Origin of the sequence: Sphingobium sp. AP50 (assembly GCF_900109095.1) — a bacterium.
Classification (GTDB): Bacteria; Pseudomonadota; Alphaproteobacteria; order Sphingomonadales; family Sphingomonadaceae; genus Sphingobium.
This window is the reverse complement of sequence record NZ_FNYZ01000008.1, coordinates 65,774-79,307: the sequence shown is the minus strand read 5'-3', so window position 1 is coordinate 79,307 and position 13,534 is coordinate 65,774. Positions and strand designations below refer to the sequence as shown.

General features: G+C 63.6%; 5 protein-coding genes and 1 tRNA gene. All 6 read left to right on the top strand.

Features of this window, described 5'->3' with window-relative positions; translation table 11 throughout:
• Positions 1 to 150: 150 nt before the first annotated feature.
• The 6 genes from BMY84_RS14440 to BMY84_RS14405 all read left to right on the top strand — a co-directional run bounded on the left by BMY84_RS14440 (position 151) and on the right by BMY84_RS14405 (position 13,468).
• Positions 151 to 225: transfer RNA gene (locus tag BMY84_RS14440), tRNA-Glu, on the top strand.
• A 95-nt stretch (positions 226 to 320) separates the two neighbouring features.
• Positions 321 to 2,114 carry a DUF6538 domain-containing protein gene (locus BMY84_RS14435; protein WP_093084760.1) on the top strand — a complete coding sequence of 598 codons (1,794 nt, stop codon included), beginning with the start codon at positions 321 to 323 and terminating at the stop codon, positions 2,112 to 2,114.
• Positions 2,115 to 2,864: 750 nt separating this feature from the next.
• Complete coding sequence (locus BMY84_RS14425) at positions 2,865 to 7,967, top strand: hypothetical protein (protein ID WP_093084759.1); 5,103 nt, start codon at positions 2,865 to 2,867, stop codon at positions 7,965 to 7,967.
• 727 nt (positions 7,968 to 8,694) lie between these two features.
• A complete protein-coding gene (locus tag BMY84_RS14415) occupies positions 8,695 to 10,449 on the top strand; it encodes a hypothetical protein (RefSeq protein WP_093084755.1) in 1,755 nt (584 codons plus the stop codon).
• The gene (locus BMY84_RS14410) at positions 10,446 to 11,057 is read left to right on the top strand and encodes a hypothetical protein (protein WP_143075051.1); all 612 of its coding nucleotides are present in this window, start codon (positions 10,446 to 10,448) and stop codon (positions 11,055 to 11,057) included. The genes BMY84_RS14415 and BMY84_RS14410 overlap by 4 nt, the downstream gene beginning before the upstream one ends.
• Positions 11,054 to 13,468: an AAA family ATPase gene (locus BMY84_RS14405; protein ID WP_093084752.1), complete on the top strand. Its 2,415-nt coding sequence runs from the start codon at positions 11,054 to 11,056 to the stop codon at positions 13,466 to 13,468. The genes BMY84_RS14410 and BMY84_RS14405 overlap by 4 nt, the downstream gene beginning before the upstream one ends.
• Positions 13,469 to 13,534: the final 66 nt, after the last annotated feature.

Here is a 13,534-nt window from a genome sequence, read left to right as displayed (position 1 = left end):
TTGGAGACGTCTCCTCCCTGAACCTTGGCCACCCCATGCTTGCATGGGGTGGTTTTTTATGGGGCGACGGCGGGATGCCGCATGCTTTGGCTTGACGCGATCAGCGTGCCTGCTAAAGCCCCTCCCCTGCCAGCCGCCGATGCGGCCCATGGCCCCTTCGTCTAGCGGTTAGGACGCGGCCCTCTCACGGCTGAAACACGGGTTCGATTCCCGTAGGGGTCACCATTCCTGCAACAAATGGCAGGAAACTGGGATTTTTGCAGCGTTAACGGTCACTTCATCCCTCCTTGGGTACAAAGGATGGGTACAAAGTGATCCGAATGGCAGTCCCTACTCAAGATCCCCGCACCGGCATTTATATCTTCAGGCGCGTAGTGCCCAAGGCACTGCGACCGTTCTTCGATGGTGGAAAATCGGAGTACAAACGGTCGCTCGACACCCGCGATCCTGAAACAGCGAAGTCACGCTACCCCGCGCAAGCCGATATCTACGAAATGAAGCTGGCAGCCGCCCGGCGTGCGCTGCTCAACCAGCACCTTCAGGCGGCGACTGCGATGGTCGACACGTTTCTTGAGGGGTATGATGACAATACCCTGCGCGGTATCGCTCGAAAACTGGCTTCGCTGGAAAGCGAAGCCTTCTCCAACGCTCATGGGCTTATGCGGAATGCTCCAGGTGCTCGCTATGATTTCGGCACGCCTCCGGCACTCACCGACCTGAAAGACCACTTGTCACGACAGCAGATGCTGGAGAGCGTGCCCGACCTGGAGTCGCTGCCTTGGCTGGAAACCATCCGCCGCGTTTCGACGCTGCCATCGCTGGACCCGATCGACTGGGCTATCGCCTCCATCGCCTATCAGGCAGGCGCCGACGCCGAGCCCGGCAGCGAACTCCATGAGGCCATCGGCCGGGCATATCTGGACCGCCTCTGCGCCGCCTGTGCCGTTCGAATCGAACCAAGCCGTAGCCGGATCATCCCGGCACCCATCATCATAGTAGGCGGCGCTCAACCCGCAACGTCACTGGCGGCAGCTATCACGCCCAGCAAAGTCGCGCCGACCATCACAGCGGTGTACGACGACTGGAGCACCTTCAAGCCGCGAGAGCCGAAGCTGCTCACCGAATGGGCAACCGCGGTCCGGCGCTTCGTCGCACTGAATGGCGATTTGCCGGTAGATCAGATCACCGCCGCGATGCTGCGCGATTACAGGCGGACCTGTGCCGGCCTTCCGTCCCGCGCACGCAAGGACATCGCCAGCCTGCCGCTGCGTGATCAGGTGGAAGCGGCCAAGGCGCAATCGCTGCCCACCTTGGCTGCGGACACCGTAAACAAGGCGTTGTCAGGCCTACGGGTCATGCTCGATCATGCGGTTGAGGTGATGGAGGCCATCGAGGAGAATGTCGGTAAGACCGTAACCTCCCTACCCCGAGACGGAAACGAGGATGCACGCCTTCCCTTCGAACCCGACGATCTGAAGGTGATATTCTCCGCCCCGCTGCCGGAAAAAAGCGGTGTCTCGGTCGAGACCCTGTTCTGGTTGCTGCTGCTTGCTCCCTTCACCGGATGTCGCCTTGAGGAACTCGGTACGCTGCGCCCGGGCAACATACGCGAGTTTGACGGCATTCCCTATATAGCTATCGAGCGTGATCGGCGTCAGGTTCGAGAACGGGAGGGCACACACCGGAAACGCGTGAAAACGTCCAGTTCGCTCCGGCACGTCCCCCTTCATCCGCTGCTGATCGAAGCTGGCTTCCTCGATCTTGTGGAGAGGAGGCGGGCCGCTGATGAAGAATGGCTGTTCTCAGACCTTGAGACCAACAAGTACGGCTCGCGGACGCAGCGGCTGTCACGCGTATTCAACGATTTCCTTGACGGAATCGGCCTGTCGGATCCGGAACTCGTGTTCTACTCGTTTCGCCATACCGGGAAGCGCGCACTGCGCGGCAAGGTGATAGGCGAGATCGTCGATCTGCTGTTCGGCCATGCGGACAACAAGGTGAGCTCGACCTACGGTCGCGGCGCCGACATGCAGACGCTGTACGATGCCATCGTCAAGATCAGCTATCCCAGCGTGGATTGGGACAGTGTCATCGCGCGGATCAAGGCACTTTGATCCGTTGTAGATCGAGATCTACAGTTGGGACCTTGTGCTCGGTCCGCTTCGGAGCGCAAAAACAGAAAACCAGACATTCGGATCGCATTTATGTGCTGGCCACATTCGCCCTCATTCCAGACGTTCAAGGGCCTGGACTGCGGCTTCGGAACCTGCCGTTCATTCACCGTCGCTGCGAAGCCGCTTGAGTGACGAGGGCTGGGACTTGTACTAACCCGCTGGCGCGGGAGTGTTGCTTGCCTTGAGGTCTGGACAGTAATCGGCGGCCTGGGTCTAAGTTGAGGTGTAGGCCAAGTAGGCAGACGATTGCGGCTCCTTTCAACCTAGGAGTCGTACCATGACCAATGGTCAACTTGATGCCCCCGTCAGTTCGCTGCGTCAGCGCATGATCGAAGATATGAATATGCGCCGGTTCACGCGGAAGACCCAGTTCGATTACGTCCGGCATGTCGCAAGGTTCGCCGCATATCTTGGGCGTCCCCCCTTATACTGCGACCGCAGAAGAGCTCCGGCAATTCCAGGTCGAACAGCGCGAGGCGGGCATAGGGATCCCGACCATGAACAGCATCGTGTCTGCGCTGCGTTTCTTTTTCACTCACGCCATTGATCGCCCGGATCTGTCCCGCAAATCTACACGGTCAAGAATCCGCGCTCCTTGCCCATTGTCCCTTGTTCCCTTCTTGATCCACTTTCATACCTTGCTGACCCAGCACATTAACGCGTGCCCGTATGAATGGAGGGAATTGTCGAGTGAAGGCGTCCTATGCATCGACTGGTGGTGCCGGTGTGGATTATGAGGTCGAGATTGCAGCCGCGTTGATGGCACGCCTGCTTGCGGGTGGGACGGATGCCTTTTACCTCCCTTCGATCACGCCCGAGAGCCTTTCGTTACAGCATCGCAGCGGCCCACGCGGCTTCGACGACATCACGGTTCACGGCACAGTTGAGGACGGCAGCGCGACGATCGCCTACCTACAGGCCAAGCGCAGCTACGCGCTGGGCGACACAGCCGAATTTCGCGCTCTGCTCGGCGCCATCCACCAGCACATTGCGACCGACTCCGGGCTTTGGACCGTGACGATCATCACCGCGGCATGCACGCCCACGGCGCGCGACATCGACGAACTCCTCGGATCCGCTCGAACTCAGCCCGACGCCGCGACATTCGACGCGCTGTGGGTCGAGGAAGGCGTGCTGAATGACGCCAAGCGCCAGTTTCTGGCAGCGGTCACCAGCGGCCTTCCTGCGGCATCGCCAGCCGAGCGGTTCACCGTCCTCCAACGGCTTAGGCTCGTCATCGCCGATTTCGACGTCGATGCCTCGCGCGACAGGCAGAACGCGGTCGATCTGCTCGCTCATTCGCTGAGCGAGCCGGTTCGTGCGCCCGATCTCCTGGCTTCCCTGCGCAGCCTGGCACTTGCCGACGGGAAACTCGCCGGCAGCTACACACGCACGTCGCTGGCCGCTCGGTTGCCGGAAGGCTACGGACTTCTGCCGATCCAGCGCTTGCGCGCTCCGATCACACGGCTTGAGAGTGAAAGCCGCGACGCGCTCACATCGATCGTGTCGCATCTGAGCCTTCCCAACTCGGAGCCTGCAGGTCTATGCCTGCTACGTGGCGATCTGGTGCATGCTGGCGTGGAAGGCCTCGGTGGTCACGGCGTGCTGCGCATTGCCGGCGATGGTGGCTGCGGCAAGTCAGCATTGCTCCGCCAAATCGCCGCGCGGTTCCAAGGACCGGCGCTTGTCCTCAAGGACGACCGCGTCGACGCCCGGAGCTGGGCGGCTCATGCGGCTTCTCTCGGTCTGGCTCTAACGGCCGGCGAGGTGGTCGACGAACTCGCCGCGCGCGGGCAGTATCTGCTGGCGATCGACGGGGCCGACCGCCTCCTGCTCTCTGAACGGCGACCTGTCGTCCTCGACCTGTTCCGGGCGATCGTCGACAGTCCATTGCGGCAGCGCTGGTCGATCGTGACCAGCGCGCGCGATTTCCAGACGCGGGATATTGTCGCCCTTGCCCTTGCCGAGGTTGGTTTGCCCGAAGGTCGCAGGCTGACGGTCGCTGGCGTCACCTCGGCCGACGTGCGCATGATCGGGGAGGCGCTGCCGGCGCTTCGGGCAGTCGCGTTGCGCAGCGACCTTGGAGATCTCAACCGCGTTCTTTTCCTCTATCGTGAAATGCTGGCCTCACCACAGCTCGGCGACACGGCAACCGAGGTTCAACTCGCTGAGGCGTGGGCCACGCGCGGGGTGCACGCCCAGCCAGCGGATCCTGCGCGCGACGCCGCCCTGATCCGGATTGGAACGCTCTTGCTCGAGCGCCCGGATCAGCCTCCGGCACAGGCCGACCTCGATCTCGAGGGCTGCCTGATCCTCCAGCGCGAAGGCACGATCCATCTCGCGCCCGGCCATGACCGCGTGATGCTCACGCACGACATCTACGAGGACTGGCTGCTGGCTCGAGCCTTCCTCAACCACGAAGCGAACCTCCCGGCGCTTCTCCAGCGCGCGGAGGAGCCGCTAGCCTGGCTGCGTGCAATGCGTGTCTATGGACAGGCCTTGCTCGAGCGACCCGATGGAGATCAGGCTTGGCTGGCAGCCCTCAACCGGCTCGACGCCGTCTCCGGACTGGATCCGGCGTGGGCGCGCAGTCTGCTGGCCGCTCCCCTCTATTCGGAGCGCTCGCAGGTTTTTCTGAGCGGGCTGGAGCCTACCCTGCTGGCTGACGATGGCCATCTTCTCAGCCGCATGCTCGATACGCTGTTGATTGCCGAGATGCGCCTCCTGGAAACCTCGCCCACGCAGGGCGGGGCCGATTCAGCCATACAATACCAACTGCCGATCTACCGAAGTTGGAACAACTTCCTACGGTGGTCGGTGCGGTGGTGGACCACATGGCCATCCGCTCTCGTGGTCCCGCTCGCTCGGATCGCCCAACGCTGGTGCGCCACCACGCAGGGGGCGGAGTGGCCAATCGTACGGGCCGTCGTCCAGGAGGCACTCGCGCTCCTCCGCGAGATCGAGGACTGCGAGCATGGGCAGGACTGGCGCAATTGGAGCGAGCGCAAGCGCCCCTTCGGCGAGAAGGAGCACCGCAGTTGGGAGGAGACCGAAAAACTGCTGCGCAACGCCGTCGCGCGAGGTGCCGCAGCAGCGCCTGAAGAGGTCACCGCCTATCTTCGGCGCCTCCAGTCGGATCGCCGGTGGGAAAACCCAGCCAGCGACCTGATACAGCATCATGGCCAGCTTCCGACCGTTCTCCCCGGTCCCTATGTCGACCTGATGATCGCCTACTTCACGCCGCGCGAGCGCAAGACGCGACACGACAACATGCTGTTCATGGCGGACTGTTTCAGCATCACCGATTATCATGACGCCGGCATTCGCAGCGCGCATTTCCATTCGGACGCTTCGCCAAGCCGGTACGGCTTCGACACCGTGTTCAAGGAGAGCGAAGCGGATGGCCTGCGTCTGTTCCACCGTCTTGAGATGCGCGCTTCGGTCCACCTGCGTCATTATCACGCGCGAGGGGAGCGCAACCCGCTCAACCCGCTTCGCGTGCCGATGCCGTGGGGCGTCGTCCCGCTCTGGGGAAATGAGCACGAATACACGTGGTCTCGTGGGATCCTCGGCTCATACGTTCTGGGATCCAGCTATCTAGCGCTCGACGACTGGCTTTGGGCGCAACTGGAAGCCGGGCGCGAAATTGAGGAGTTGGCACGCCTCATCCTCCAGCCCAATGGACTTGCTGCCACAGCGGCCCTGCTGATTAATGCGATAGCGCTCAAAGCGGAAACGCCTGGCATGATCGATGCTGCGGCTCCTTTCCTCGCAACCCCGAGGCTCTGGGACTATGAGCTCAAGCGCTTCATCAACACTATGCATTACGAGCACCCTATCGGCTTCTCCGCGCTCGATCACCATTTCGCGAATGCCGACGTCGGTTGGCAGCGTTGGCGCCGGCGCACCTTCCTCAAGAACGACCTGACGTTGCGCTTCCACGTCCAAGCCGGCGACAACGCGAGGGCACTGCTCGCAGCCGCGCGCGAAACGTGGACCTCCTCCGATCTCGCAGCGCACCTGCGGTCGCTCGAAGATGCGGATCATGTCCGCGCGCTTGAGGAAGATCTCGTCCGTCTCCGATCAGACACCGACCCTTCCAACGTAAGGGTCGCGCGCAATGAGGATGGCTCAGGCGGCACGATCTGGATCGAGCCGCCGGCCGAGCAGGCGGCGCAGCGTGAGCGTCTCGAGGCGCGCGAACGCGCCCTCATCCCGGTCCGTGAGTTGATGAACTGGGTGTCCGCTTACGAATCGAAGAGAGAACTCGATCCCTTGTTCTCGCTTGAGCAGGCCATCGAAAGGGCGAAGGCAATCCAGGCCCTGCCGCTCGCGGAGTTGCTCGAGGAGGATGACTTCCACATCAACCTGGCGCTGGCCTGCACGAGCGCGACGGCATGGCTTGCCGCCCGCCTCGGATCAGATACACTCTTTGCGGGGGGGCGCGACTGGATCGAAGCCACGATCCTTCTTGCCTGCCAGACGCTCCCTGACACAGAAGCCAACGGCATGCTCGTCGATGAGGCGCTGCTATCGATGCAGCCGATCGCCTACGGCGCTCGCGGAGCAGCGGTGATCATGTCACGCGGCACGTCGAATCCCGAAATCGGGGGTTGGGTTCGCATGATCGCCTACAGTCGGTTGACCGACGCGAGCCTCAATCTCATCAAATCACTCGACTGGGCCGGATCAACACGGGAGGCATGGGATCTCGCCGTCATCGCGCTCGACCGCTGTGTCGTCCGCTACTGGGGCCCGGGCCAGGATCGGGCGGCAAGGCGCGCCTTCCGCGCCAACCTGAGGCTCATGCGCCGGAGCGTCGGCAATCCCTTGTGGCCGTTCGCGAGCCCTCGATCGCCCCGGGCGCCGCGCACCATCGTCTGCCGTGGCCTTCATCGAACAACTGGTTGGCCACCCCTCAAATACGGCCTCCACCGGACAGATTGGACCTTTCTGTGGACGCGCGCTGGTAAGATTCTCGACGGTCTCTCTATGTCCGCGATCGCCGACGAGCCGCAGATCGCCCGGAGGATGGACACGTATCTCCGCCAATGTCTGGCTTGGCTGCACGACTATTCCAGCGCCAATGGGAGACGGACCGACAGGACATTCCCCGCCGAATGGAGTTCCCATCTTGCCAAGGCGATCGCCCGCTTTGCGCTCGCGGCCGGGGACTCCGATCTCTGGCGCCCACTTAGCGACTTTGACAAGGAGCGAGATGCCGAGCGTTGCGTCAGCCAGTATCTCGACACGCTGATCAGCGAGTTGGTCGCCAGTCGAAGCGCACCCGATGAACGCTTTTGGACTGCTTGGAGGGGGGCTTCCAGCTGGATTTTCGACCGACTTGAGCACGAGCGCGAATCCGATGATTACATCGCTGAATGGGGCACCCCGGCTGGGTTCATGGGACGCTACGGACTCCCGCTGCCGGATGACTGGCCACATCTCGACATGGTCCTACCCGAGATTGACCGCTGGGCCAGGCTTAGTCTGGGATCCGCTATTGCTGCGCGGCGGCTCGTGCGGCTCGCATTGCGTTTCGATGAAGCACAGCGTCAGCAATGCCTGCTACCTTGGGCTGCGGCGATGGTTGACCGCCGCCAGGGTGATCAGCGCTTCTGGACCTATGACCATCTGGGGGACGAACTCGCCCTGTTGCTCGAACCGCTCGCCACGTCCGCCCCAACCGTCCGCAAGGAAGTCCGATTGATCCTATCTGTAATTGCAGATGCAGGATCTCTCACCGCTCGCGAATGCCTGGCCCGATTAGCTGGCCAACGTGACCGAGGCTGATGTTGCGAAGGGGCTCTCTTAGACGATCAAAGATCGATGGTTGGACTAGTCGGCTACCGTCGCATTCAGAATGGACAAACGCCCGCTTCAACTATGAGATTGCGTGCAAGCGGAACAACGGCCCACCACGACAGATCAGGCGTGATTAGTCGTCAGCAAGGTTGGCTAAGGAACGACCGGTTTGGGCGAGGACCGACGTTCCTAACATCGCATGGAACGCCGTAAGCAGGTCGACTGCTGCCGGAAGGCCGTGGGACATTTCCGCCGTTCACCGGCGACGTGGCGAACGGCGGATATTATCAAATGCCGACGTTCAGCGATTGCGCCTCTGATCTCATGGGCCGACCGACCTCGGCGGTTTGTGCTCTGGCAGGTCCCGGGCGAGTCGAGGCGCTTTGCTCACATTCGTTCACCGGGCCGTCGTGTTCGGGAAGACTCCATGCTGGCCATTCGCAGGTCCGATCCTACTGCTGAAAATCGGTCATCCGTCTAACTTCGTGGGCTGGAGAATTGGTGCGGCCGGAGGCCGTCCTCAATGAAGGCGAATGTAGGAGAGATCGACAGGAACCACCCGCAGCCGATCCGCTCGAAGCGCGACACGAACCCGGCGCGAGCTAGCGCAGCGGCTTCCCCGTACTGCACCAGAAGGCGTTGCGCTCCAAGGGGATCGTGCATAGCATTGAGCTCTTCCGGGTGACTCGTGTCATGCCGATCGGGGAGGCATGAAGTGGGACTTGCACCCAACGCGACCAACATCACCGTACGCCAAGTTCTGGAGAAGCTCGACGGCGAATTCGCCGCCACCGCGAAGGCCGTCGAGAACGGCGAATTTGCTTTGTGGGTCGGTTCGGGTATCTCGCGGAAGGCACCGAGCCTAGGCGGTCTCATCGCCGCGGCGATAGAATATCTTCGCATACGAGCTGTCGATCCGGCGACCGAAGCCGAATACATGCCCGCGCTCGACGAGGCTCTGCAGCTCGCCGGAACGGATCGAACGGCAGTCGGCACCGACCTCCACTTGGCGTTCGTGGCCTGGGGAGCGCGCGATGCGATCGTCAACGCGCTCTGGAATAGCTATTCCCGCGTCCTCGATATCCGCGTTGGTGCCCAACCCGGCGACTTCATCCTCTGGACGGCGATCGACATCCGGCGGCAGTTTGAAAATCCGCCACCGCCGGTAGGGTCGCACCTCTGCATCGCGCTCCTCGTGCTCGAGGGTGCCATCAAGACCATAGCATCCGGAAACTGGGACGGCTTCATCGAAGCCGCCATCCATCGTCTCGGCAGCGGCATCCCCGGAATACTCCAGGTCGTCGTGGACCCCGGCCAGCTCCGCGATCCTCCTGGTCAGGCGAGGCTGCTGAAGTTCCACGGATGCATCATCCACGCCGAGCAGGACGAGGGGCGATATCGCCGTTTTCTAACCGGCAGCCACACGCAGATCGCGATGTGGCCGAACAACCCGGACTTCGCCGCCATGCGGAACGAGGTGCTCGGGATCGCCACGAATCGCAAGACGATGGTCCTGGGCTTGTCGATCCAGGACATGAATCTGCAGGGCGTGTTCGCGGCGGCGACCGGAATCAACAAGTGGCCCTGGCCATGCGCGCCGGATGCCCCGGGCCACGTTTTCTGCGAGGACCAGATCACCCAGGGTCAACGCGACGTCCTGCGGATCGTCTATGGCGATGACTACAACGGAAACGTGTTAGCGATAAACGCGGCCAGTCACATGCGGGCATGGGGCGAACAGATCCTGGTCGCGCTGGTGCTCAAGATGGTCGCCGACAAGCTCAACTGCCTGATGGGGCTCGCGCTCGACGCGAGCGGCAGAGGCGCGCTTCTCGCCCCTCTGACCGCCTCCGTAAACGCGCTCCGTGACCAGATGGCAGGCGGCGCCGTCGTCGACGCGGTGGACCAGAGCCGGACGACCGCCGTCAACACGGGCATCGCTCTCTGGTCACGCGCATTGTCCGTCTTCCGGGGCGGGCAGCTCCAGCATGATCCGGCAGCCTACGAGCCGATCAGTCCGAATACAATCGGCCTGCTGGCGACGGACCAGAATGCCCGGGCGAGCAGGCTCGGGCATCTCGCCATCGTGCTCGCACTGCTGGAGTATGGCCGATCGACGGCTCAGTGGTCGCTCGCGTCGCCAGCGAACGACGATCTATCCGCTGGGGTCGCCTCGCTTAAGGCGAGTCGCGCCGGAGCGCCCGCCCGTCCCGTCTTCCTCGTGAAGTCGGCTTCCGAAGCGATCCGCCTGCAGGCCGACGGCGCCTATGCCAACGACAATGCCCTCGTCATCCACTCCGACGACACCTGGCATCTCACGATGGCCACCCGCTCCAGCAGGTCGCCATCGAGCGCGCCGGGTCGGACAGGATCGCTCGCCCCCTCCCACGTGAGCGTAGAGAGCCTCCTACAAGCGTCCGGCGACATCGACGAACTGCGTGCATCCTTCGCCGCCGAGGTGCTGCTATGACATCATCTCCCCTTATTGCCGCCATCCGCCAGCGCCTCAACGAAGCCGGATACGACGACCTGCCGACTCCGTTCAGGATGGCTGGCGTCGAGTTCCAGTTCACCGGGGCGCTTCGCGGTCGGCACGGCCGGGCACTCGACCTCGTGCTTCTTGTCGACACCACGGCGGGATCTTTCGGCGACAGCGATGGCGCGCGTGTTCGTGCCCGGGTCCAGGCGCTGAGCCGCGCGCTCGACGTTACGGCATCGCGATACGTTCTGACGGTCGTGCTCGCCGGGGCGACGCTGCCCGGCGACGTCGAGGCGCTGGCGGACACCGCACGCGTTTTGCACGTCGACACGCTTCCCGTCGATCAGGCGGGATCCCCGGACGTCAACCGCCTGGAAGACAGCCTCCGAGTGCTGCTGCCCCTGTCGATCCCGCAGCCGGCCGCCGACGAGCAGGGCGGCACGGCGCAGGACCAGCTGGAGAAGGCGTTGAAGAACGTCGTCGATGGAGCGACAATCAAGATCATCTTGGACGCGGCGGAGCGCGGCGACGAGGCCGTGACCGAGGCAATCGCGAGCCTTATCGATGCGGCGCTCGTCAAAAAGGAGGAGAAAGCATGACCGACCTTCTTCTCAAGGAGTTGGACGTCACCGACTTCCGCAGCATCCGCGGGCGCGTGCATGCTCCGCTCGACGCGCAGGTCGTCCTCGTGCATGGCGAGAACGGCGCCGGCAAGACGAGCCTTCTGTCGGCCATCGAGCTTGCGCTGACGGGAGGCGTTCAGTCGCTTCGGCGGGCAGACCCGGGCTACGCATCACAGCTGATGCACCGGTCCGCTGCACAGGGTAGCGTGTCGGTGGCTACGGTGGGTACCGGTGCGGCCAAGTACGGCGCCACGCTTTCCCCGGACGGAATTGCGACATCGACCTCCTTCGATGCGACGCTAGCGTCGTTCTTCAGCGAGCGGAGCTACCTGCCGCAAGCGCTGCTCGGGCAGCTCCTGCAAATCTACCAAGATTCGGGAAGCGGCGCGGATTCCCCGCTGGCGAAGTTCGTCGGCGAACTGCTGCGCCTGGACCGCCTCGACGCCATCGAGACCGGGCTGAAGCCGCTCGGGGACGTGCGCAACGTCCGCAAGGTCGTCGACGGCTGGTCGGAGAACGAGCTGGAGATTACGCGGCTGGACGCGCTTATTAAGGACCAGAAGCTCAGTCTGCTCCAAATCATTGAGGACATCGGCGTCCAGATGTCGGATATCAAGAAGGCGGCGGACACGCTCGGACTTGTCCTAGAGTTCGACGAACGCAAGCTGGACGCTATCGAGCAGGCGCTTTCGCCCACGGACGACGAGCAACGCCTGCGGATGATCACCGACCGCCGGCGTGAACTGGGTTCGATCCGGCGGGAGCTCGTGCGGGCTGCGGGAGCGGGTCCGTCTGCATCCATCGTCACGGAGCCGTCGGCTGACGTGTACGAGCGCTGGGCCGCAACCTATTTGGAGCGCTACTCGGCGCTTCGCTCGAGGATCGAGGCGATCCTCCCCGCTACGTCAATGCCTGGCGACATGGCGGCCTTCGGCGACGCCGCGCTCCGCCACCTCACGCTTCACGCCGACCAGACGACGTCCCGCGCGAGCAAGGCCAAGGCCGACGCCGAGCGGCTCGCCGCGGCCAGGAGCGAGATCGAGGTCGCGCGATCGCGCCTCAGGACAATCAGCGGCGAGATGGAGGGAATCTCGACATCGGCGGGCGGCCTCGCTGCGATACTGTCCGAAGTGACGGCCTTCATCGACGGCGAGACCTGCCCCGTCTGCGATCGCGACTATGCCGAGCTGAACGCCGGCACGCTGGTAGAGCACGTCCACGGCAAGGTGCGCCGCCTGTCTACCTCAGCGCAGCGCCTGCTGGAGCTCGGGCGTACGAACACGCAGGCGCAGGCGCTCGTCGACAGGCTCGAACGGGAGATCGCTACGCTGACCGACGCGATCCCGGACGAGCGGACGCTCGCCGATCTCGACCGCGCCGCTGCCGACGGGAACGCGGCGCGGGCCGAGCTCTCCAGTATTCTCGACGCGCTGAAGGAAGGGTCGCGCCTGCGCGCTGGTCAGGTGGCGGCGCAGCGTGCCGTCACCGAGGCGCAATCGCGCAGCGTGGCGCTGACCGCGGCCCGCCAGACCCTGTCCGACTTCGCCGTAGCCGTCGCCACGAGTCCCATCGTCGACGGCGAGGACCTGGGCGTAGCGGCGGAGCGGATCCAGTCCGTCCTCGACACCGAGAACCGACAGCTCGAAGACAGACTGTCGCTGCGGCGCGAGGGCCGCAGCGCCGTCGCAACGATCCGCTCGCTCCAGTCGCGGGCCGAGCGTCTTTCGGACGAGCTCGGGCAGCACGAGGCGACGCTCAAGATTGTCGCTGAGGCGCAGCAGCGGGGGCAGAAGGTCAGGGTGCAGGGGACAAAGATCCGCGACGCAGTGGACGCGATCCGATCGGCCATCATCCGCCGGGAATTCAACGAGCGGCTCAACCGCCTCTGGCGAGACCTCTTCGTACGCCTCGCGCCGGGCGAGCCGTTCATTCCGGCGTTCCGGATCCCCGATGCAGAGACGCAGCGCATCCAACCGCGCCTCGTCACCGACCATCGTGGAGGGGGGGGCGCGGGCGGCACGCCAGGTGCCATGCTCAGCGCGGGCAACCTCAACACGGCGGCGCTGACGCTGTTCCTGTCGCTCCACTTATCCGTACCGAAGACGCTGCCTTGGCTGATTCTGGACGATCCCGTTCAGTCGATGGACGACATCCACATCGCTCATCTCGCTGCTCTCCTGCGTACGCTATCGAAGGAGCATGGGCGGCAAATCGTCATCGCCGTTCACGATCGCCAACTCTTCGAGTATCTTCGCTTGGAGTTGAGCCCCGCGTTCCCGAGCGACAGCCTGCTCACGCTCGAGCTGGCCCGTGGGCCACATCAGGACACACGATGCCTGTCGCGGCGGTTCAGCTTCAAGGAGGAGACGTCGCTGCTGGCGGCTTAGACATGAACCAGCCTGCGGTGTGACTGGGGGCGTTGCTGCCAGACGGTTTCGCACTCAGCGAATGGC